The organism is Marinomonas transparens, assembly GCF_016463975.1.
GTDB classification, from domain to species: domain Bacteria; phylum Pseudomonadota; class Gammaproteobacteria; order Pseudomonadales; family Marinomonadaceae; genus Marinomonas; species Marinomonas transparens.
Map to the genome: position 1 here is coordinate 19,160 of NZ_JAEMNX010000030.1, position 23,696 is coordinate 42,855.

At 42.1% G+C, this 23,696-nt stretch carries 15 protein-coding genes and 4 tRNA genes; 16 read left to right on the forward strand and 3 right to left on the reverse strand.

Annotated elements, in window-relative coordinates; all coding sequences use genetic code 11:
• Window positions 1-85: 85 nt before the first annotated feature.
• Window positions 86-550 (reverse strand): hypothetical protein, encoded by a 465-nt coding sequence (locus I8J31_RS18805; RefSeq protein WP_199470126.1) that lies wholly within the window; start codon window positions 548-550, stop codon window positions 86-88.
• A gap of 463 nt (window positions 551-1,013) precedes the next feature.
• Here I8J31_RS18805 and I8J31_RS18810 point away from each other — a divergent pair, with 463 nt between their 5' ends.
• The 4 genes from I8J31_RS18810 to I8J31_RS18825 all read left to right on the forward strand — a co-directional run bounded on the left by I8J31_RS18810 (window position 1,014) and on the right by I8J31_RS18825 (window position 11,058).
• Window positions 1,014-7,508 carry a P-loop NTPase family protein gene (locus I8J31_RS18810; RefSeq protein ID WP_199470127.1) on the forward strand — a complete coding sequence of 2,165 codons (6,495 nt, stop codon included), beginning with the start codon at window positions 1,014-1,016 and terminating at the stop codon, window positions 7,506-7,508.
• Window positions 7,423-8,091 (forward strand): hypothetical protein, encoded by a 669-nt coding sequence (locus tag I8J31_RS18815; protein ID WP_233402911.1) that lies wholly within the window; start codon window positions 7,423-7,425, stop codon window positions 8,089-8,091. Before I8J31_RS18810 ends, I8J31_RS18815 begins: the two co-directional genes overlap by 86 nt.
• A gap of 302 nt (window positions 8,092-8,393) precedes the next feature.
• A complete protein-coding gene (gene recA, locus I8J31_RS18820; protein ID WP_325101226.1) occupies window positions 8,394-9,314 on the forward strand; it encodes a recombinase RecA in 921 nt (306 codons plus the stop codon).
• A gap of 169 nt (window positions 9,315-9,483) precedes the next feature.
• Complete coding sequence (locus I8J31_RS18825; protein WP_199470128.1) at window positions 9,484-11,058, forward strand: coiled-coil domain-containing protein; 1,575 nt, start codon at window positions 9,484-9,486, stop codon at window positions 11,056-11,058.
• A 50-nt stretch (window positions 11,059-11,108) separates the two neighbouring features.
• Here I8J31_RS18825 and recX read toward each other — a convergent pair whose 3' ends face one another.
• Window positions 11,109-11,567, reverse strand: coding sequence for a recombination regulator RecX (gene recX, locus I8J31_RS18830; RefSeq protein ID WP_199470129.1), 459 nt, complete (start codon window positions 11,565-11,567; stop codon window positions 11,109-11,111).
• Window positions 11,568-11,763: 196 nt separating this feature from the next.
• On the opposite strand from recX, the gene I8J31_RS18835 reads away from it, so the two are divergent.
• From I8J31_RS18835 to I8J31_RS18875, 9 genes are all read left to right on the forward strand, one after another.
• Window positions 11,764-13,017, forward strand: a complete 1,254-nt coding sequence (locus I8J31_RS18835) for a D-amino acid dehydrogenase (RefSeq protein ID WP_199470130.1) — start codon at window positions 11,764-11,766, stop codon at window positions 13,015-13,017.
• Window positions 13,018-13,029: 12 nt separating this feature from the next.
• Window positions 13,030-14,130: an alanine racemase gene (gene alr, locus I8J31_RS18840; protein WP_199470131.1), complete on the forward strand. Its 1,101-nt coding sequence runs from the start codon at window positions 13,030-13,032 to the stop codon at window positions 14,128-14,130.
• 207 nt (window positions 14,131-14,337) lie between these two features.
• The gene (gene alaS, locus I8J31_RS18845; RefSeq protein WP_233402912.1) at window positions 14,338-16,956 is read left to right on the forward strand and encodes an alanine--tRNA ligase; all 2,619 of its coding nucleotides are present in this window, start codon (window positions 14,338-14,340) and stop codon (window positions 16,954-16,956) included.
• A gap of 49 nt (window positions 16,957-17,005) precedes the next feature.
• A complete protein-coding gene (locus tag I8J31_RS18850; RefSeq protein ID WP_199470132.1) occupies window positions 17,006-18,250 on the forward strand; it encodes an aspartate kinase in 1,245 nt (414 codons plus the stop codon).
• Between the two features lie 142 nt (window positions 18,251-18,392).
• Window positions 18,393-18,581 (forward strand): carbon storage regulator CsrA, encoded by a 189-nt coding sequence (gene csrA / locus I8J31_RS18855; RefSeq protein WP_199470133.1) that lies wholly within the window; start codon window positions 18,393-18,395, stop codon window positions 18,579-18,581.
• A gap of 71 nt (window positions 18,582-18,652) precedes the next feature.
• A tRNA-Ser gene (locus I8J31_RS18860) sits at window positions 18,653-18,742 on the forward strand.
• A gap of 60 nt (window positions 18,743-18,802) precedes the next feature.
• Window positions 18,803-18,879 (forward strand) — tRNA-Arg (locus I8J31_RS18865).
• A gap of 60 nt (window positions 18,880-18,939) precedes the next feature.
• Window positions 18,940-19,016 (forward strand) — tRNA-Arg (locus I8J31_RS18870).
• Between the two features lie 61 nt (window positions 19,017-19,077).
• Window positions 19,078-19,154 (forward strand) — tRNA-Arg (locus I8J31_RS18875).
• Between the two features lie 49 nt (window positions 19,155-19,203).
• Here the strand turns inward: I8J31_RS18875 and I8J31_RS18880 are convergent.
• Entirely contained in the window at window positions 19,204-20,211 is a 1,008-nt protein-coding gene (locus I8J31_RS18880) for a tRNA dihydrouridine synthase (protein ID WP_325101227.1), read from the reverse strand.
• An 80-nt stretch (window positions 20,212-20,291) separates the two neighbouring features.
• On the opposite strand from I8J31_RS18880, the gene I8J31_RS18885 reads away from it, so the two are divergent.
• The 3 genes from I8J31_RS18885 to I8J31_RS18895 are packed head-to-tail and all read left to right on the forward strand — an operon-like array spanning window position 20,292 to window position 23,637.
• Window positions 20,292-20,603, forward strand: a complete 312-nt coding sequence (locus I8J31_RS18885; RefSeq protein ID WP_325101228.1) for an OadG family protein — start codon at window positions 20,292-20,294, stop codon at window positions 20,601-20,603.
• 49 nt (window positions 20,604-20,652) lie between these two features.
• Entirely contained in the window at window positions 20,653-22,446 is a 1,794-nt protein-coding gene (gene oadA / locus I8J31_RS18890; RefSeq protein WP_199470136.1) for a sodium-extruding oxaloacetate decarboxylase subunit alpha, read from the forward strand.
• 18 nt (window positions 22,447-22,464) lie between these two features.
• Window positions 22,465-23,637, forward strand: coding sequence for a sodium ion-translocating decarboxylase subunit beta (locus I8J31_RS18895; RefSeq protein ID WP_199470137.1), 1,173 nt, complete (start codon window positions 22,465-22,467; stop codon window positions 23,635-23,637).
• The last annotated feature ends 59 nt before the right edge of the window (window positions 23,638-23,696 follow it).

Below are 23,696 nucleotides of genomic sequence, written 5' to 3' on the forward strand. Positions count from 1 at the left end.
GAGTAATTTTATTTCATATCTGGACTTCGCTATGATTACTTAGGTTAATATTTAGTTCTCAGGTGTTCATTAGACAAAATTTTTATTAATCGAGGTTAAATCGTCCAGCATCTTCAATAATATCTTTCCGGTCTATCATAAAGTCAGGGACCGCTTTTATTCGGAACGGTTGATTCCACTTCCCGTACGTTTCTTGAGCGCTTTTATGAGATCGAATAATAAAAGGGAGTTTTAATTCATTGAGTTGATCTATTAGTGTTTCAGCAAGCCTGTTATCAACGTTTAGAAATAGTTCATCAGCATGAGTAGTATGAGAATCTAACCCTTCAAGTTGTTCGGCTTCACTTAGTCGATTGTCAATTACTTGGCTATTTAACCGTTTAATCATAACTTTGTTTTTTTCAGTACAGACTTCGATATGTGACCAACCATTTTTAGCAGCCAAATCACGAATCACACCAATTAATTCTGCTTGAGCCTTTAGACTCAGTGCTTCCTCCTCACTCGCAGCCACCACTTCAAATATGTTTGAAAACTTTATTGAGGTCATAATGTACTACCTTAAAATATAATCGATTACCGATTTGTAGTATAGCTGAGTGCTATCTGCGATGCTGGCAGAAGTCGAAAGTTAACTTTATCAGAGTTTTCTAACTTGATAAGCCTAGTTCTTAGAGTTTAAATAGTTTTATGGTCAAAGTGTTGGATTGGTGAATGTGTGCCCTAACGTAGCTTGCTATGTCAAAAACTCCAAAGGAATCAATGCTAAAAATGATTTTTAAAAAGCAAAGCAGTGTGAATTTTGCGACTTATCTAACGGAAAGTTACGAATTATATGAAAAAATATAATTGTATATAATTGGCGTATTACTAGAGTAAATCATTGTTTTTTGATGGCTCTATTTTAGCCGTTCTGTATTTTTATAGAGTCTAAGTTATTGTTATATAGATAAAATTTTTTAATTATCGCCGGTTATTTAGCCATTAATAGTAACCATAAAAGGACTTTAACTATGAAATCTGAATTCCTTGGTGCTAGGGCATCTAACACCGGCGACGATTTTCATGAGTGGTGGGCTCTTCGCTTAGCCTTACAATTACTAGCTCCAGATACATCTTTGGCTGCTGTAACAGTTGAGGGTGTAAATCTTGAGAATAAAAATGAAAAAAATTTAACGGAGTGGGATTCCGTTGATTGTGGCTTATTTTATGGTGGTCATTCAGTAGAGCAAGCTGAAAAGATCGTTTTTGAACAGCTAAAGTACTCTCCCTCAACGCCTGAAAAGAATTGGACTGTTTCAGAGCTAACAAACTCCAAGTCGAAGTCGTCAAATAACAGCCTTATCAAAGGACTTGCTGATTCATTTAGCGCCATATTAAAAACCAAGCCAGATCTGATTAGTACTGGTGAGCTAACAATTAGGCTAGTCAGTAACCGCCCTATTGGTGACGACCTCAAGAATTCACTTTCGGTTTCTTGTGAAAATCCGAAATCATGCTCCAAACCAGAGAAAGAGAAGCTTGAAAGGCTAAGACAGAAGCGTGAAAAGCTGAAAGAAGCCAGCGGTCTAAGCGAAGATAATTTCAAGAAATTTATTTCGCTCTTCGACTTTTCTGACTGTGGTACCGGTTCTCGCTTTGAGCAAGAAGAAAACGCGATTAATGAAATTTTAGACCTAACACAGAGTGCTGACCGAGGGTTTGTGCTGGATTTGAAGGATCGTGTCCACAAGCTGATGCTGCCTGAGTCTACCGAAAGTTATATCACTAAAGAAACAGTGCTGACATGGATGAATGTGTCTGACCCTCTTGCTTTATTCCCATGTCCCCCAAGACTCAAGGTAGTAGAAAATCTAGTTAACAGAAATTCTGCAGTTGAGATACAAACTGCCATGGTTAATGGTGATCAATTTATCTGCCTGCATGGCGAAGGCGGTAGTGGTAAGACGACTGTACTAAAACAGGTTGAAAGTTTGTTGCCCGAAGGCTCAGTCATGATTACATATGATTGTTATGGCGCAGGCACTTATATGCATAGTGAAGCATATCGGCATAGACCGAAAGATGCTTACTTGCAAATAATCAATGAAACCTCGGCTCGATTGCGATTACCTTTGTTGATTAGCCAGAATAATTCTGTAGATTTCATTAAGCCTTTTTCGTTAAGAATCGAAAGTGCAAGCAAAGTTTTAGAAGCACAAGAAGATAATGCATTATTGGTTATCGTTATTGATGCTGCGGATAATTCTGTAACGGGTGCAAATCAGTGTAAACCGGAAGAAACCAGCTTTGTTCATGAATTGATTAAAATAGGTAGTTTACCAAGCAATGTTAGGTTGATGATCTCTGCGAGAACTGGGCGTTTAGATTCTTTATCTATTCCACCTAAATACACCTCGGTAGAAATTTCTAACTTCTCACTGGAAGAAACAGCGCTTAATGTGTTGAACCAATATCCCAACGCAACTGAAGCATGGATAGAGGATTTTCATAATTTATCTAATCAGAATCCACGAGTACAAAGTTACGCATTCGATTATGCTGAATCAGATTCGGGCAAAGCGATCGAATTTTTAAGGCCCAATGGAAAGGGGTTGGATCAAATCTTTGAAGCCCGCTTTGAAGAGGCGATTTTGAAAGACGGTAATTCTGATGTCTTGTCTCTCGTTTGTTCATCGTTAATAGCATTACCTGCACCAGTTCCAAAGCGACACTTGGCTAATGTTGTAGGAATATCAATAGAGAGGGTTAACGACATTGTCTCTGACCTTCCGGGAATTCGAGTTCTTGAAGACAAAGTGGGGTTTCTTGACGAGGATGTTGAATTCTTTGTCAGAGGTAAGGCGGAACCAAAGCTGTTGGAGGCTTATCAGCGTTCGGCAGAACATTTCAGCGTTAATCATGAAAGTGATGAATATTCAGCAATGCATTTGGCTTCTGCGTTATTTTCTGCTGGGCAAGGCCAAAAAATTATAAAAATCATTGAAGAAAATGAAGCACCAAAAGTTATAAAGGACCAAATAATTCGTCGAGAAGTGCAACGTCAGCGGTTGCAACTCGCAATGAAAGTGTGTCGTTCAGCAGGCGAACCAGCAGATGCAATATTTACCTTGTTGGTTGGTGCTGAAGCTATTAAAACAGATTATGCCGTAGACAAAATTATCGTTGAAAACCCGGATTTATCCGTCCATTTTGCGTCCGATACCGTGGGACGAAATATACTTTATTCGTCAAAAACGTATGAAAGTCATGGGAGGTTCTTGTCGCATATTATTGCTCGCGATGCAGCTGACAGAGACTTTATCGCTGCTCGTGAAAAGAAACGCATTCTTCGTGAATGGATGAATCGAAGAAGTGAGGATATTAAACGCCAGGAAGACGAACAAAGTGAGCGCCAGTTTTTGCATATAAAGGCTTGGCCATTCGAGCTTGAAGATATTGCCGCCGTTGCTCATTCAGTGCTGGATATGGAGGGTTACCAGGCTGCATATGAGTTCATTTGTGGTTGGAAGCCGAAAAGTATCCATTACGAAGTCGCGTTCAGATTAGTGGATCGCCTAATGTTATCGGGTAAGGCAGTCACAATTCAGGAGTTTTTGAATAGTGGATGTATACCAGAGCCTTGGTCATCGCTATTCAGCATACCTTTAGCGCTTGTCGGTAATGACATTAATTATACTGCTCTTGAAAGGTCACTGTGCAGCAAGGAAATATTAAAGTATTGCGATCTAAAAGAGCTGGAAAGGCATATCTCTGAATACGCAGACGGTTTCAGCTTTGCTGAAATGCTACTTAGTGGCTGTGAAATATTGGCTGCCAATGGAATAGATTTATCCTCTATTGAGTCAATCCTTGAGTATCTATGCCCAGATAGATGGCGCTTAGTCAATAATATTTTCATACATGACGTTCTTAAAAATGATGTTGCTTTTAGGGCTTACTCTTTGTTGATGCGTCATCGTGGTTTCGACGTCACAATAGAGTCGTATTGGATTGATACGGAAATACCTGATGATATTGATGAGGCGGAAGAAAATAGACAGAAACAAAAGTTATCGGAAAAGCACAAAGAGCTAAATGAAAGCCTGTCAGGTTTAATATCTGTTTATGCTGTTAGAGCGGATGTTTTGCTGTCCAATACCTTGCCGGAAAATACTGAAGAGAAAGTTAAGTCTGCACTAAGTTCTTTGTTTGCAAATTCCTGGAGGATGTCTAGGGAGCACCATTTTGAATCCATATGTAGTCAGCTTTCTTTATCAGTAGCCAAACTGTCTGTTGTGCCTGATATCGATATGAATACGGTACTATCCTTGTCTAAGGCTACGTTTAAAGAATGGCCGTCAGTATATTCTCCCGGCCAGCGTAAACTCATTGCAAGTTTAATAAAAATACCGGAGTTGAAACCGATAGTTGTTACGGATATCTACGATCGCTCAGTTGAAGTGAAAAATCTAAAAGCAGCGGCGAACGAAAAGATCAACATTCTTTTGGATTTATCCAGGACTTTGCTTTTTGTAGATAATGACGAAGCTAGAGAAGTGTTTAAAATAGCAGTTGATATCGCTAATGACGTTGATGTTGATGCTATGCATGATGTGGCTCTATTTTCAGTGTTATCCAAAAACGCCAAATACCACTTTTCGCCCGCAGAATCGCAACAAATGGCAAGTCAAATGGCTGCGATAATAACGGAGTACGGCACTCTTCTTGACGGCTATGATCATTTTCCTTGGAATGATGCAATTTCTGCTGTTGCTATATTGGATATGCCGAAAGCGATCAGCCTTATAGGGTATTGGGAAGATTGTGATTTGATTCAAGCCAGCGAATCTCTTCCTGCGTTGATGTCTACGGGTATTTCAGAGGGTGCTATAAGCTCTGTGCAAGCTGCATCCTTGCTTAATTTCTGTGATGATTTGAATGAGGAGCTTGTGGCTAAACTAGCGTCGGTTACAAGCGCTCAAGATGCCAGACAACTGGTAGAGGAAATCGCAAAAGCTGAGTTATTGAGGTTCAATAGGAGCGGCAGTTCCAAAGTATGCCAGACGCTAAATAAGCTAGTTCCGTATGGTGATAGTAGTGAATATTGGCATTCAGCGCTTAATCAATTGGTTGAATTCAACTCACAAATCAAAGAAAGCGCCAAGGCCAAAACTAGTAATGACGAGCTTAATTCGACAACTAGGAAGTTTAAGGAGAAAGAGTTTCTTGAAAGTATAAATGTTGCGGAAATTTCCTTTGAATCACCTGCCGATTTTATAGGTTCAATTCACGCCAAGCGAAAAGAAGCTAGGAGTGAAGATTTTTATATTACCAGCGATGATATATTAAATTTTGTTAGCAGTCGTTTGGGGTCAAAAGATCGTATTGTTTTCCTTAATTTCCTGACTGATGAGCAAGTAATTGATGATCTTGGCTATACGTGGGCTAAAACGTTAATTGACAGCATTAATCTATGGATAGGTTCGTCTCATGCTATATCTTCTTGGAAAGATGATAATCTTCCAATTTTAATAGCTAATCACCTAGGCGAGTTTTCTTATGATGAAAATTATGGCTACGCCAAGGGGATGCTGAGAAATGTTATTCGTAGTCTTAAATTAAATAAAGAAGAAACGGTTAGCTTGCTGCTAGATGGACTTGAAAAAAATGCTGAATCGTTGCCATTACCACAGCTATATTTGGTGATCAGGCTGCTGACGGATTATTGCAGCGAGGAACAAATTGCAGAAGTCACCACTCGTTATGTTCATAGACTAACTACTCGGTTAAAGCTTCCAACGAATAAAATTTTGCCTGAGAGTTCATCTGAATCGGCATTAGCATGTCAACTTTACTCTTTCTTAGGTGATGTAGATACTAGAGTGAGATGGCGAGCAGCACATAGCATTAGAGCATCAGCCAGAATGGGGGATTCTGAGACAATTGTGAAGTTAACCGCTCTGTATGAGCGAAAATCTATGCGCGGCTATCGTAATGATAATGCTCCTTTTTATTGGTTATCAGCACGCCTTTGGCTAATCGTTACTTTTGATCGAATTGCATCCGAGGTACCTCAAGCTATAGCACCTGTCGCTCACTGGCTATTGAGCATTGCCACTGATAAAGGGTTTCCGCATGTATTGGTTCGGCATTTCGCTAAATCTTGTTTACTGAAGCTTCTTTCAAATAATTTTATCGAATTTAATGAGCAGGAAATTGCCGCGTTACAGGCTATTAACACTTCGGAATTGGCTAATGAAAAACCTAAAGGTAGAGTTTACCGAAGAGGGTTTCACGAAGAAGGCAATGAAAGAAGGTTTAGGTTTGATTCATTAGATACTCTTCGATATGTATATCCCGGAGCAATAAAATGTTTTGCCGATGTTGACGAGAAAATGTTTATTGACGAGGCGGAAGCCTGGATTATGGACCGTTGGAGAAGCGGTTCAGATTTATCAGCGTGGGATAACGAACCAAGAAAACATACGTTTGAAAGAGCTAATTACACCTTATATAGCCATAGTCATGGATCTACACCTACCATCGAACGCCATAGCTACTATCTTGAATGGCATGCCATGTGGTGTAGCATCGGCTCTTTAATAGCAACACATGCATTAGCCAAGCCTGAATATGATGATGAGGATTATGGGACACTAAATGGATTATTGAGGCGAGAGGGATTAAGTCAACCACCTCACTGGTCAAGTGATCTTCGTTGTCCAACGCCATTAGAATTACGTTTTCACAAGCCACCAATAGTCGAAGCGGAAGATTGGGTAGCAACAATTACAACTGCTGATTTTGAGTTGGAGCTTGGGTTAATCGCCGGTGGAGAAAATTTAGTTGTGGACTGTGATCATGATATTCGCACATGTAATCATCGCTCAAGCGTAAGAATATCCTCTAGCCTTGTTAGCCCTGATACAGGGCTTTCCTTGGTTAGAGCGCTTCAAACATCCGATGACTCCCACGACTACCGCTTGCCACCTGCTGGTCATGAATTTGAGATAGATGATGGCCCATTTTTACTACGCGGTTGGCTCAGCGAACACTCTGGTGATGCGCGTTTAGATGAAAAGGATGTGTTTAATCATGGTGTCCGTTTAATTGAGTCGACACCGTCTGAAAATGTAGTTGAAATGCTTGGGGTATGCCGCTTGGATAGCTACCCCGTTAGCTGGCTTGATTCCTCTAATGGGGGCAGAGTATTTCATTATGAAGCATGGGGGGATGTAAGAGATGACTCCAGGCAGAAAGAATACATATATGGTGAAGATGTTATCTCTAACGGGCATCGTCTAAAAATATCACTACATCACCTCAAACAATACTTAGATAAAGTTGGCTTTGATCTAATCCTTGAGGTCGAAATAACACGAAGAGTAATTAAAGATGGAACTACAGAATATAACGAAGACTCCGAAAAAGAAGCCCGATATGCAAGACTCTATCTTTTCAGAAGAACAGGAGAAATCTTTACCGCTGAAGGATGTGCTGGCACTTGGACATCATCTGGCGACTGAACTGGGCTTTTCGGATAGTTGTGACACGCTTGGAAAATGGATGTCACACTACTTGGCCGAAATGATGGATCGGATTGAACGCGAAGAAGACGGTGAAAAAAAAGAAAAATACCAACAGCAAACCGTTGAACTGATTTTGAAAATATGGAAGCACAGAAACTCATTAAGTGGAGATGCGTACCCATTAGCTAGATTTAAAGGGATTATCAACTCATTGAGTATACTTTCCCCAGAAGCTAATGTATGGGAAAAAAACAAGCTTAATAAATATGAGTTACTAGCAGCGGAAAGCTTTTCAATGATCGTAAATTTATATAGGTCATTACACTTTATTGAATTTGTAGCTTTGAAGTCAGTTAGAAATAAACAAGTACCTCCTTCTGTCTTAACAGATGAGGAACAGGAGTTTTATGACTTCGTGATTTCTTGGGCAGAAGAAGAGCTGAATTTTCGCTCCTCAAGCCGTATGTCAAATAAAAGCGAGTATGAAGAAGTATCTGATCAAGTATGTGATTACATTGATGAGCTTTGTGAGACACTTAACGAATTAAAAAAAACAATATCCACCACAAGAAGCCCTTGAAGAGGCTTGGATTCCCAAACATTATGTAAAGTTAGAATTAGAAGACTTGGTGTAAGCAGGTTGTTTGTCCTTTATATAACCTATTAAGTAGAAATGCTCACTAGAGTTTCTTGTAAAATTACAACAAATTCATAATTTGTTTAAGTCGACGCAATTCTCTCATGATGAGGGTTTGATCGCATCTTCCCTAATGTAATGACTTGTTAATTAAGATTCTGCGCTAAAGTGCTGACACGAGAATTTCAGGTCTGCCTCGTAAACTTACACTTAAGTTAATATCATCATATTATTTATAAGTCAGCTTGGAATCCACCTACTTAATAACGTGTACCATTATTGAGTATTTTATCTATATAACCTTAATCTACGGTCCAGAGTCTTCTGGTAAAACCACCTTAACGCTAAGCGTTATTGCTGAAGCGCAAAAACAAGGCAAAACCTGTGCCTTTATTGATGCTGAGCACGCGCTTGATCCAGCTTACGCGGAAAAGCTTGGCGTCAATATTTCAGACCTACTGATCTCACAGCCAGACACGGGTGAGCAGGCACTTGAAATTGTTGACATGTTAGTTCGTTCAAACAGTGTTGATGTCATTATTGTTGACTCTGTAGCCGCCCTTGTTCCTAAGTCTGAAATTGAAGGTGAAATGGGGAGTTCCTCCGTTGGTGTTCAGGCTCGCCTACTTTCGCAAGCGATGCGTAAACTAACAGGTTCCATTAAAAATGCTAACTGTCTGGTTATCTTTATTAACCAGATTCGTATGAAAATTGGTGTGATGTTTGGGTCACCTGAGACAACGACAGGTGGTAACGCGCTTAAGTTCTATTCTTCCGTTCGTTTAGACATACGACGTATTGGTTCGGTAAAACAAGGTGATGAAGTCATAGGTAATGAGACGCGAGTGAAGGTGGTTAAAAACAAAATTGCGCCACCATTCAAGCAGGCTGAATTTCAGATTCACTATGGTGCGGGTATTTACCGTATGGGTGAAGTCATCGACTTGGGGGTTAAACAAGGCTTCGTAGATAAAGCGGGGGCTTGGTATGCCTATGCAGGGAATAAAATTGGTCAGGGTAAAGCCAATGCTGCGCAATTCTTAGCGGATAACCCAGACGTTGCGGCAGAGATTGAAGCCAAGATTCGTGAAGATTTATTACCTAACCAAGAGAAATCAGCAGAAAAAGAAGAGAATGCAGAAAGTGCTGATCAGCTTGAGTTCTAGTATTTACTAAGATTTTTTCAGGTTTTTATATCAAAAAGCAGGCTATATGCCTGCTTTTTTTCGTCTGTTGCTTTGTTTGATAGGTTAAAAAATAGCCTATTTTGTGGTGACTAGGTGAACATGCTTCTATCCTTATTAAATAATAATTTAATAAGATGGAATTTTTACCATGTTTATATGGCAATGGGGGCTGATTGGGGTCAGCGTACTTTTCTTAGCGTTATTTTTATTGATCTTATGGCGTTATTTATTTTTGAAAAAGCAGGTTGCTGAGTTCGGCGAAGAGGTGACCAATGATGAGTTGCTGGAAAGGAAGGAGAGTGATGTCGCTGTTGATAAAAATTCGTGGTTGTCTTTATTTGAACACCAAAAAAATATATGTACCCAATTGCTGGCAGAAGTAGCTGACTCTGATGAGCAAAATAAGGCGTCTTTAACCTGTTGGGCTACTTTTTTAGAGGTCGAGAAACAAATTATTGAGCAAGAGATACCGAATGAAAAATTGGCTAACGTGTTAGAGGCTTTTGGCTATATCTTAGAAAAAATTGACCGGGTTCAAGAAATTGATGCTCTTTTTAAATCTCTTAAAGTGAATCAGGCTCTTTTAAGTGATTTGAATAAGATGATTGAAAAAGCCAGTGATAAGGTATTCGAGCAGGTTAATATTACGGCCGAGCTTAATATGCGCCTTGATAGGTTACACCTCCAATTAAATAAAGAAACCGAATTGGATGCCATGTTGGCCGCTTTACGAGCTGAAATGGCGAGCATGATTGAGCTGGCGGAAAGGCTTAGGTTGCACTTAGTGGACGTGAAGGCGGCAGAGGGTGTTGATGAAGCTTATGTTGAGGCGCTAGAAGCGTTTTTAGACAGCACTGAGGAATCGACGTTTTTGCATTCCATGCGTTCAGAGTTCGATGATAAAGTGGAAGACCTGAAGCATTTGGCAGACTACCAAAAAGATATTATTACAGAGCTACAGGAGCAGGTTCGAAAAGCTAAGGGTGAAGAGGATAGTGAGAAGCATATAGGCTCCTACGATATCGCAATGGTTAGGCTTGAAAAATCTCTTTTAGAAAGTGATCGAGTGGTAAAACATTTAGAGCGTAAGCTAGATAGCTTGCAGGCGGTGAAATACAACTTAAGTATAGATATTATTCGTCAAAATGAAGCTATTGCACAGAAAAAGGCTTTGCTAGAAAGTCAGCAAGATGAAGGCCTAACAGGGCGAAATGATATTCGTGAGGTGCTGGAACAAGAGCATGAGACGATGCGAAGTATGGAAGACTTACTTCATCAGGGCGCGTTTACAGAAGAGTCAGATGCCTATGTGAATGAGCAGTCTTCAAAAATAAGTTCATTGCGTGTGATGGTGAATGAGTCTGAGCTTTATGTCGAGATGTTGGAAAGGGATCTAGAAAATACAAGAGTGCTGCGTGAAAGTTTGGAATACAAACTGCAACAACTAGAGATTGGGTTGGGTGATGGTGCTTCAAGTGATGAAGTAACGGCAGATGAGCTTGAAGAGGTGGAAAATTTACGGGAAGTTAATCAAGAGTTGGAAGAGGAAAGAAAAGGGCTGATTACGGCCTTGTTTGATGGTCATTCACAGATGGATGAGTCAATAAAGCTTCAACAAAAAATTCATCAATTAGATGAAAGAATTGAATCTATTCAACGGAGTTATGTGGAAATGGAAGAGCGTTATCTAACGGCCATTATGGCCCAAGAAGAAAGCAGCTAGGCCTGAATCATTGTCTTAGTTATTTAACTTCGTCTTACTATGGGCGAGTTTTAGAAAAGGTCGTCTGATGCTGAAAGTGCGTATTTTATTTGCTCGAACTCAAAACCTCGGTATTGCAGGTAACGTGACTGTTTTGCCTTTTCTTTAAAATCTGTACTGATTCCTGTGCCGAACTTTTTTTCCTTAAGATGTTTTGCCAATTCAAACCAGTCGGCATTGTGTTCTTCAATCGTCCGTTTTGCTAGTTCGCTGCTAATGCCTTTTTGAATGAGTTCTTGTTGTATGCGTCGAGCGCCAAGAGGCTTATTTATTTTGCTGCGGGTGAAGCTGGCGGCGAATCGTTCATCATTTAGATAGTCCATCTCTACAAGTTTGTCGATAGTCGCTTGAATTTCTTCTTGCGAATGATTTCGGTTTTGTAATTTTCTGGACAGTTCCTTACTGGAGTGCTCTCGGTGGCTCAAGAGTGTTAGTGCTTGATCAAGTGTGGATAGGGTTTGATGATTCATTAGTACTTCCTCTCTAAGCATGCTAATCCTATCACCTATTGACGAAATAAAAGATTTTTCATATGAAACATAAAACTTTAAAATATATTTTTTTTGGTTTTATATTTTACAAATAAACTAAAAATAAGAATATAAAACTGGTTGTCTTGTGAAATTATAGTGCATATGACTTTTTGTTTTGTTGGGGCGGTTTGCGATGCGTATATGTGTACTAGGGGCGGGTGTTGTGGGTCTTACTTCTGCTTACTATTTAGCGAAGAAGGGGTTTCAGGTAACGGTGATTGACCGACAGCCGGGTGTGGCCTTGGAAACCAGTTTTGCTAATGCGGGGCAAATTTCTCCAGGCTATTCTGCGCCTTGGGCGGGGCCAGGGATTCCTCTTAAAGCCGTTAAGTGGTTAATGCAAAAGCATGCTCCATTGAGGATAAACCTTGAGCCTGAAATGGAAAAGCTTCTATGGATAGGTCGAATGTTAGGGCAGTGTACTGCTGGTGCTTACCATGTCAATAAGTCCAGAATGATGGCACTTGCTGAATATAGTAGAGACCAATTTATTGCTTTAAGAAAAGACATCGGTATCCGTTATGAAGATGGTCAATCTGGTACTTTGCAGTTGTTTCGTAAGGATGAGCAGGTAGCGGCGGCAGAAAAAGATATTAAAGTCCTTAAGGCGTTGGGTGTCCCTCATCAAGTTTTGACACCAGCACAAATTGTGGAGGCTGAACCGGGTCTTACCTCTGTTATTGATAAGTTTAAGGGAGGCTTGCGTCTAACAGGAGATGAAACAGGGGATTGTTATTTGTTCTGTCAATCACTTAAAGAAATCTGTGAAAGTCTAGGAGTGACCTTTCAGTTTAATTCCGATATTAAGTCGTTGGACGTTAAAGCGAATAAGGTAAAAGGGGTCGAAACTCAGTTTGGCGTTCAAGCGTTCGATAATGTTCTGGTTTGTTTAGGAAGTTATTCAAAAGAACTTCTTAAGGCTTGTGAAATTGATATTCCCGTTTATCCAGTGAAAGGCTATTCATTGACTGTGCCGATTGCTGATGACAAGTATGCGCCTGTTTCAACCGTGATGGATGAAACGTATAAAGTAGCAGTGACTCGTTTAGGTGGTCGTATTCGTGCTGCTGGTACGGCAGAGTTGACAGGTTATAACTTGGATTTGCCTAAGTCGAGAACGGAAACCATTAATCATGTGGTTAGTGATTTATTCGGTAAGGGTTGTGATTTGTCGTTGGCGGAATACTGGACAGGTTTACGGCCAATGACGCCCGATGGTACGCCAGTTGTTGGAGCGAGTGGCATCCATGGTTTGTACCTTAATACGGGCCATGGAACACTAGGTTGGACAATGAGTTGTGGTTCTGCAGCGGTGATTGCCGATATTATAGCGGGCAGTGAAACTGAGATTGATTCAGCAGAATTTTCGGCTCAACGATACAAGTAGTAGGGAGCAAGAATGGCAAGGCCACTAACCGCAACAATAGATTTAAATGCGATATTGCAAAATTATCGCTATGCCAAAAAATTGCAACCGACCTGTAAGGCGTTTGCTGTGGTAAAGAGTAATGCTTATGGCCATGGTGCCATTGAAGTGTCTCGCCATTTAGATAATGAAGTTGATGCTTTTGCTGTTGCAGCTATTGAAGAAGCGTTGGCGCTACGTGATGCTGGTATTGTGTCGCCTATCATGTTGCTTGAGGGCGTATTCGAAGCCGAAGAATGGCAGCTATGTGAGAAACATGGTTTCTGGGCAGCCATTGAAAATGATAGACAGCTCGGTTGGTTATTAGAAAGTCAGGCAAAAATCGAAAAAGTGTTTGTGAAGTTAGATTCGGGTATGCATCGGCTCGGCGCTGAGCCAAATGTAGCAGAACACTTGGTGACGACACTAAAAGAAGGTGGTCAAGTGGGTGAGGTCTTGTTGATGACTCATTTTGCTTGTGCAGACGACTTATCTGATATTACAACCTTGGAGCAGTTGGCGTACTTTGAGCGTGTGCGTCAGGCCATTGGGAATATAGAGGTGAGTGTGGCCAATTCTGCGGCTTTGATGAAATGGGCAATACCAGAGAGTGGCTGGATTCGTCCTGGTATTATGCTGTATGGCATTTCTCCTTTTGCTGGTATTAATGGCCGTGATTTAGGTTTGTTGCCAGCAATGACTTTATCTTCAAAAGTGATTTCTGTTCGACCTCTGAAAAAGGGCGATAAAGTCGGTTATGGCTTGTCTTATGAGGCCACCGAGGATCATCAGCTGGCAACGGTTGCAGTAGGGTATGGAGATGGTTATCCTCGTCATGCTGAAAATAATACACCTGTAGAAATAGATGGGTTAACGGGTGGTTTAGCTGGGCGAGTTTCTATGGATATGATTATGGTGCGTTGTCTGGATGCTGCAATAGAGCTAGAAATTGGTCAAGAGGTGCTTCTATGGGGAGGCAATGTACCGGTGGAAAGTGTGGCTGATTGCTCTGGAACTATCGGTTATGAGCTGGTGACTAGAATGACTGCTCGACCTCATTATCGTTATCATACGAATACTCAAATTAAGTCATAACACTCTAGAAAAGCGCCTTCCTGTTTGGAAAAGGTGCTTTTGTTTAAGCTTTGCACAAAATAAGCTTAAAATTCCTACGGTTTCTTTTGAAAATACCTAGCCTTTGCGTGTACTATTTTGTGCTTTTCATTGCACTAGATTGGTTTGTTGAACCATTCACGCAATTCAATTCGCTAAGACAACATAGAGATAGAGACTCATCCCATTATGAAGAGTTCTGAGTTACGCCAGTCATTTTTATCCTACTTCGAAAGTAAGCAGCATCAAATAGTGGAATCCAGCTCATTGATTCCAGGTAATGATCCAACTTTGCTTTTTACCAATGCCGGAATGGTACAGTTTAAAGATGTATTTTTGGGGGCGGATCCGCGCTCTTATACGCGGGCGACTTCCTCCCAGCGTTGTGTGCGAGCGGGCGGTAAGCACAACGACCTAGAAAATGTGGGTTATACAGCCCGTCATCATACTTTCTTTGAAATGCTGGGTAACTTTAGCTTTGGTGATTACTTCAAAAAAGAGGCGATTCACTACGCGTGGGAATTCCTTACGGTTGTCTTAGGCTTGCCGAAAGAGAAGTTGTTGGTGACGGTTTATGCCGATGACGATGAAGCTTTCTCTATTTGGCAGCATGATATTGGCCTTCCCGCAGAAAAAATTATTCGTATTGGTGACAATAAAGGCGCTCGTTATGCCTCAGACAACTTCTGGCAAATGGGTGACACAGGGCCTTGTGGTCCTTGTACTGAAGTTTTTTATGATCATGGCGAACATATATGGGGTGGTCCTCCAGGCTCTCCAGAAGAAGACGGCGACCGCTTTATTGAAATATGGAATGTCGTTTTCATGCAGTTTAATCGTTCTGCGGATGGTTCAATGACCAACTTACCTAAACCCTCAGTGGATACGGGCATGGGCTTGGAGCGTATTGCTGCGATTCTTCAGGGTGTGCATAGCAACTATGAAATTGATTTATTCCAGAATTTGATTGTAGCGTCAGCGAAAGCGGTCGGTACAGAAGATCTATCTTCAAAATCTTTACAGGTTATTGCCGACCATATTCGTTCTTGCTCCTTTATGATTGTTGATGGTGTGGTGCCTGCGAATGAAGGGCGTGGTTATGTGCTGCGTCGTATTATTCGTCGTGCTATTCGTCATGGTAATAAGCTGGGTCAAAAAGGGGTTTTCTTCCATAAGTTGGTAGAAGCGTTAGATATTGAAATGGGGGCAGCTTACCCAGAGCTAACAAAATTAAAAGAGCGAGTGGCTTCAATTCTGTTAAAAGAAGAAGAGCAGTTCGCGAAGACCCTAGATCAAGGAATGAAAATATTAGAAGAAGCCATCGCGAATTTGGCTGGCGCTAAGGTGATTCCTGGTGAAACTGTGTTTAAGTTGTATGACACTTATGGCTTTCCAGCCGATTTAACGCAAGATGTTGCCCGTGAAAGTGGTTTGGACATTGATGAAGCCGGTTTCAAAAAAGCGATGGAAGAGCAGCGTGCTCGTGCTCGTTCGGCGAGTAACTTCACTATGGATATGTCCGGTAGCATTAATCTTGATACGGTGACTGAGTTTACTGGTTATGATTCTTTTTCAGGTCAGTGTGAAGTGGAGATGTTGCTTGTTGATGGCGTTGCTGTGGAGGCGATTGAAGCAGGGCAGGCTGCAGTGGTTGTTCTGAAATCTACGCCTTTCTATGGTGAATCTGGTGGTCAGGTTGGCGACCAAGGCTGGTTGCGTGGTAATGGCGCTTTTAAGGTGTTGAATACGACGAAGCAGGCGAAGGCGCATTTACATCAAGGTGAATTGTTAGAAGGCCGTTTGTCTGTTGGCGATAAGGTCACTGGTGAAGTTGATCGTTCGTTACGTATGGCGACGACATTAAATCATTCTGCTACTCACCTTATGCATGAGGCGTTACGTCGAGTGTTAGGAGATCATGTTACGCAGAAAGGCTCTTTGGTTGATGCAGAGCGTTTGCGTTTCGATTTCTCTCATTTCGAAGGGGTTACGGCGACTGAGATTGAACAAATTGAAGATATGGTGAACGAGCAGATTCGTTTAAACCGTGCTGTTGAAACTGACATCATGGATGTGGAGTCTGCTAAAGCCAAAGGGGCGATGGCCTTGTTTGGTGAAAAATACGACAGCGAAGTACGTGTGTTAACCATGGGGGCGGACTATTCCATTGAGCTTTGTGGCGGGACTCATGTTAAACGCACGGGGGATATTGGTTTCTTTAAAATTATTGTAGAGAGCGGTATTGCCGCTGGTGTTCGTCGTATTGAGGCGTTAACAGGAAAAGCGGCGATTGACGCGACTCGCCAAACAGAGTCCAGATTGGTGAGTGTGGCGAATTTGGTTAAAGGTAACAAAGAAACCGCTTTGGATAAGGTAGTTGCACTAAATGACCATGCGCGTGCCTTGCAAAAAGAGTTGGATGTTTTAAAAGGTAAGATGGCGGCTTTGGCGGGGGCTGACCTTGCTTCTCAGGCGGTAGATATTACTGGTGGTAAGTTGCTGGTGGCTCAAGTCGAAGTGAATGACCCAAAAGAGCTGCGAGACTTGCTGGATGAGCTGAAGAGTAAACTTGAGTCTGCCGTTGTTGTGCTGGCGGCCGTGAATGGCGATAAGGTGAGCTTGATTGCTGGTGTGACGAAAGAGTTGACCAAGCAAGTGAAAGCGGGTGATCTGATTAAGGTGATTGCTCCTTTGGTAGATGGTAAAGGTGGTGGTCGACCTGATATGGCTCAGGCGGGCGGTACTAATCCAGATGGTTTGCCGGCTGCTCTTGCATTGGTGCCTGGTTGGGTTGCTGAAAGGGTATAAGTTAAGTTTGCCCGGTGTTGGGTGCTTTTAAATGGGTATGAAATAAACTATGGCGTTGTTAGTTCAAAAATACGGTGGTACCTCTGTTGGTACAATAGAGCGGATTGAAGCAGTCGCAGACAGAGTGTATAAGCATAAGCAGCAAGGTGATGACATTGTTGTTGTTGTCTCTGCTATGAGTGGTGAAACCAATCGCTTAGTTTCGTTGGCAAAAAGTGTTCAGGAGTTTCCCGATGCTCGTGAAATGGATGTTTTATTGTCGACGGGAGAGCAGGTCACCATTGCATTGTTGTCTATGGCGCTAATGAAGCGTGGTTTAGAGGCTCGTTCTTATACGGGCTCGCAGATTCGTATTACGACGGACAGTGCTCATAGTAAAGCCCGTATTCAGAAAATAGATACTGAGGCTATGCAGGCTGATTTAGACGCTGGTCGAGTGGTTGTTGCGGCGGGTTTTCAGGGGGCGGATGAGCTTGGCAATATTACCACCTTGGGTCGTGGTGGCTCTGATACAACTGGTGTGGCGTTAGCGGCTGCTTTGAAGGCGGATGAGTGTCAAATCTATACGGATGTGGATGGGGTTTATACGACGGACCCTAGGGTGGTAGATAGCGCTCGACGATTAGATAAAATTACATTTGAAGAAATGTTGGAAATGGCGAGTCTGGGCTCAAAAATATTGCAAATTCGTTCTGTTGAATTTGCCGGGAAATATCAGGTGCCACTGAGGGTGCTATCTAGTTTTGTAGAAGGTGAAGGTACGTTGATAACCACTGAGGGGAATAACAATATGGAGCAGCCGGCGGTTTCTGGTATTGCATTTAATCGTGATGAAGCAAAGTTAACCTTGATGGGGGTTCCTGATATCCCAGGTATTGCTTCGCGAATTCTTGGTCCTATTAGTGATGCGAATATCGAAGTAGATATGATAGTACAGAACGTATCGGTAGAAGATGGTACGACTGACTTTACTTTTACTGTACATCGTAACGAATATGATCAAGCTCTTGTTATCTTGAAAGATATAGCAGAAGAGCTTGGGGCTCGTGATGTCTTGTCAGATGCGAGCACTGCAAAAGTATCTATTGTCGGCGTAGGCATGCGTTCCCATGCTGGTGTGGCCAGTACTATGTTTAAGGCTCTAGCGAATGAGTCGATTAATATCCAGTTGATTTCTACTTCTGAAATCAAGGTTTCTGTCATTATTGATGAAAAATATATGGAATTGGCCGTTAGAGCGTTACATTCTGCGTTTAAATTGAGTGATTGTGCAGCTGGCATTAGCGAAGTTTAACAATTTAATGCAAAAGCTAATGGTAAAGGGATAGCTTAATTTATTTCTAGGCGCTACAATTCGTTTTGTAGGATTTAGCCTACAAGACTCGTAGGGCAATTCTCTGGATTGTTACTAAAAGATATTACAGGGAGATATAATTATGCTTATCCTAACTCGCCGTGTTGGTGAAACATTAATGGTTGGTGACGAAGTTTCGGTCACTGTATTGGGTGTAAAAGGCAATCAGGTTCGCATTGGCATCAATGCACCTAAAGATGTTTCTGTTCATCGTGAAGAGATTTATCTGCGCATTCAAAAAGAGCAAGATGGCGAAACTTTAGAAGATTAATTTTTTCAAAAAAAATCATCTAAAGGCCTTTACATAGCGGTTAAGCAGTATATACTACGCCGCACTTGTTTGGAGAGTTGGCCGAGTGGCTGAAGGCGCGCCCCTGCTAAGGGTGTATGGGTTAACACTCATCGAGGGTTCGAATCCCTCACTCTCCGCCATTTCAAGTTTGTCTTTTTAGAGGCTATCCTCTCTGAATAAAAGACTGGAATTGTTGTTGTGCACCCGTAGCTCAGCTGGATAGAGTACTCGGCTACGAACCGAGCGGTCAGAGGTTCGAATCCTCTCGGGTGCACCATTCCAAAGGCATTTTAAAGCTATCCTCTTTTAAATGTTTGTAGAGATAAATTGTAGTTACGCACCCGTAGCTCAGCTGGATAGAGTACTCGGCTACGAACCGAGCGGTCAGAGGTTCGAATCCTCTCGGGTGCACCATTCCCCAAAGCATTTTAATGCTATCTTTTTATAAGTGTTTGTAGACATAAATCGTAGTTACGCACCCGTAGCTCAGCTGGATAGAGTACTCGGCTACGAACCGAGCGGTCAGAGGTTCGAATCCTCTCGGGTGCACCATTACTGCCTTCCTTGTGCTTTTTGACTTTCCTTTTTTATTGTTCCTATTTTATGTTTTTGTGACTCGCTCTATTGTTTGAGTGAGTTCGCTGACTGTTTTGCAGCGTCTTAATACTTGTAAATTTTCTCTTATGGCGTCAAATTCAAAACGTAAATGCCCACACCATTGTTTCAATCTTCCTAGTGTGGCGACTTCATCATAATCTTGTTGTAAACGTACTGTGTAGTAGGCGAAAATCTTCGCAAATTGGTTTTGATGGTCCTCTATTGCTTCATTTCTTAGTGCGGCCCTTAAATCCTGATAGATAAATGGGTTGTTTAAAGATCCTCTTCCTATCATGAAGTGATTGCAGCCAGTTATTGCTTGGCATTTTAGTAATGATGAGGTGTCTGTGATATCACCGTTCGCGACTACCGTCATTTTTGTTTTATCTTGTATTTCTCCAATTTTTTCCCAGCGGGCGGGTGGTTTATAGCCATCTTTTTTGGTTCTGCCGTGCACAGTGAGTTTGTCTGTGCCGGCGCTTTCTATGGCGCTGACATTGTCAAATAATAGTGTTTCATCTTCGTAGCCTAGACGAATCTTCGCCGATAGTGGAATCTGTGCTGGCAGTTCTTTGCGTATGGCATGCATGATTTTATGGAGGCTTTCTGGGGTTTGTAATAGTACGGAGCCACCGCCGTGACCATTTACCCTTTTTGCGGGGCAGCCAAAGTTGATATCAATATGGGTTGCACCAGCTTTTACCGCAGCATGAGCGCTTTCTGCCATTAAATCTGGATTGCTGCCTAGCAATTGGGTATGGACTGGGTGCTGGTAGATTGTTTGTGACTGGTTTTTATTTTCAGGCACTAGGCGTTTGAAAGTGGATGTTGGTATTGGGTACTGAGTGACTCTAATAAACTCTGAAACCAGATAGTTCATGCCGCCAATTTGTGAGAGTAATTCGCGCATGGTGTGATCCATGACACCTTCCATTGGAGCGACAGCAAGTATGATTTGATTGTTTGTGTTGGTGTTTTTCAATGGTAAAGGTGCTTTTGATGAATTGTTCACGAAATAAGTCAAACTGTTATGCAAAAAAAATATGAAACTGTTCTGGTTTGTGATAAAAAAGTAACCACTAAAATAAGACAGTGCTATTTGATGTGCATCTGAGCACATTCAATGCAGACACACAAGGCAAGCGCAAAGGTATTAATACGATGAATGGATTGCTTGAAGACGGTTTCGGTTTAATGGTCTTAGGAATGGGCTTTGTTTTCCTGTTCTTGGTTGTTTTGATTTTCGCAACTGGCTATATGTCTAGATTACTAAATCATTTTTTTCCGGAGGTAGCGCCTGTTGTTAAGGTTTCTCCATCGCTCTCTTCTTCTAATAGGTCTGGTGTTGATGCGCAGCTGGCGGCAGTTATTACGGCGGCAGTACATCAGCATAGAAATAAATAACCCCCTAAATTATTAATATTAAACTTCCTGATATTTCAGAGGCTGAAACATGACAATAACTAAGCAACCTCTAGGCATTACCGATGTCGTTTTACGAGATGCCCATCAATCACTATTTGCGACGCGCATGCGTATTGACGATATGCTACCTATTGCCGAAAAGCTAGATCAAGTTGGTTTTTGGTCGCTTGAATCATGGGGAGGGGCGACGTTTGACTCATGTATTCGTTTTATTGGTGAGGACCCTTGGGAGCGTATTCGTGAGCTTAAGAAGGTTATGCCCAAAACCCCACAGCAAATGTTATTGCGTGGCCAGAACCTTTTAGGCTATCGCCATTATGCTGATGATGTGGTTAACAAGTTTGTTGAGCGCGCTGCTTTTAACGGCGTGGATGTATTTCGTATCTTTGATGCGATGAATGATCCTCGAAACCTAGAAACGGCGATTAAGGCTGTTAAGCAGCAAGGTAAGCATGCACAAGGGACAATTTCTTATACCAAAAGCCGAGTTCATACCACTCAGAATTGGGTAGATTACGCTAAGACGTTAGAAGACATGGGGGCGGATTCTATTGCCATCAAAGATATGTCTGGTATTTTGACTCCATATGATGCTTTTGAGTTGGTGAGTTTGCTGAAAGCGCAAACGGACCTAGAAGTTCAATTGCATGCTCATGCTACATCGGGTTTGTCAGATATGACGATTCTAAAGTCTATAGAAGCGGGTATTGATCGTGTTGATACCGCCATTTCTTCTATGTCTATGACCTATGGTCATAGTGCGACTGAATCGGTTGTGGCTGCTTTGCAGGGTACGGATCGGGATACAGGCTTGAATCTTACTTTGTTAGAAGAGATTGCGGCTTACTTCCGTGGAGTAAGAAAAAAATACGCGAAATTTGAAGGTTCGTTGCGTGGTACGGATTCTCGAATTCTGATTGCTCAAGTGCCTGGTGGAATGTTGACTAACATGGAAAGTCAGCTAAAAGAGCAGGGTGCAGCAGATAAGTTTGATGAAGTGTTAAAAGAAATTCCAAAAGTTCGTGAAGACTTGGGGTTGATTCCTCTTGTTACACCAACATCGCAAATCGTGGGTACTCAAGCGGTGTTGAATGTACTTACGGGAGAGCGTTATAAGTCTATTTCTAAAGAGACAGCTGGAATACTAAAAGGTGAATATGGTGCAGCGCCGGCAGCGTTTAATAAAGAGCTTCAAGAGCGAGTATTGGATGGGGCAGAAGCGATTACTTGTCGTCCAGCGGATTTGCTCTCTCCAGAAATGGATAAGTTGAGTGAAGAGTTGCTTGGTTTATCAAATGAAAAGGGTATCAGTCTAGCTGCTGATCAAATTGATGATGTACTGACTTATGCTTTGTTTCCTCAGATTGGTCTGAAGTTTTTGCAAAACCGAGGTGATGCGAGTGCCTTTGAGCCTGCGCCAACATTACATGACGCAGTAGTAGCCAATCCTTCTGTATCTGGTTCTTCTAATGATGCGAGTGTTTATACTGTTTCCGTATCTGGGCAAAGCTTTGTGGTTCAGGTGGCGGAAGGGGGAGATGTTAGTAATATTCAGCCTGTCGCTAGCCCGTCGAGCGCTCCTGTCGCTTCGGCGGCTCCATCGGCAGCATCAGGTGAAGGTGTACCTTCTCCCTTAGCTGGTAATATATTCAAGATCCTGGTTTCGCAGGGGCAGCAGGTTGAGGAAGGTGACACTGTGATGATTCTGGAAGCTATGAAGATGGAGACAGAAATTTCAGCACCTAAGTCCGGTGTGGTGGGTTCCATTAATGTGAAAGAAGGTGACTCTGTGCAAGTGGGTCAATCGCTTCTAACTTTGTAGTCTGGGAAAGTATAAAAAATGGAAAACAAATTACTGAATCTTTATCACGATACTGGTATCTATCAGCTTGAATTTGGCCAGCTCGTGATGATCTGTGTTGGCTTATTATTGGTTTATCTGGCTATCAAGAAAGGCTTTGAACCGCTGCTGCTTTTACCGATTGGGATTGGTGCTGTGTTAGTTAATATACCGGGTGCGGGCTTTATGGCGGCGCCTGTTTATGATGCGGCAGGGCATATGACTTCTCCTGGAGGCCTGCAATATTATATTTATCATGGTGGCATTGAAACTGGCTTATTCCCTTTAATTATTTTTATGGGGGTAGGTGCAATGACGGACTTCGGTCCTATGCTTGCTAATCCTAAAACCTTGTTGCTAGGGGCAGCGGCTCAGTTTGGTATCTTCGCAACGGTTATCGGTGCGGTTTTGTTGGGGGCGTTCGGGATAATGGACTTCACCCTAGCTGATGCCGCTGCTATTGGTATTATCGGTGGTGCAGATGGTCCAACAGCGATTTTTGTGGCAAGTCGATTAGCGCCTGATTTATTGGGAGCGATTGCGGTTGCTGCCTATTCCTATATGGCGCTGGTTCCTCTTATTCAGCCTCCTATTATGCGAGCGTTGACTTCGAAGGAAGAGCGCTCTATTAAAATGGAACAGTTACGACCTGTGACTAAGAAGGAAAAAATCATTTTTCCTGTTGTAGTGATTATTTTGGTTGCTATGTTCCTGCCTTCGGCAGCGCCTTTGTTAGGTATGTTTTGCTTCGGTAACTTGATGCGCGAGTGTGGTGTGGTGGATCGTTTGAGCGATACTGCGCAAAATGCCTTGATTAATATTGTTACCATCTTTCTTGGTTTGGGGGTTGGATCCAAATTAAGCTCAGAAGCATTTTTAAACCTAGAAACATTAGGGATATTGAGTTTAGGGTTAATCGCATTTTCGATTGGTACTGCTGCTGGCATATTGATGGCGAAACTGATGAATCGATTCTCTGTGGAAGCAATTAACCCATTGATTGGTGCGGCGGGTGTGTCGGCTGTACCTATGGCGGCTCGTGTTGCCAATAAAGTTGGTCTTGAGGCAAATAAGCAAAACTTCCTCTTAATGCATGCTATGGGACCGAATGTGGCTGGTGTTATTGGTTCTGCTGTTGCGGCTGGCGTGATGTTGAGCTACGTCGGTGGCTAGTTGTTTTGTTGTTTTAAAAAAGGCGCTTAGGCGCCTTTTTTGTTATTTGGCCTTTGTTT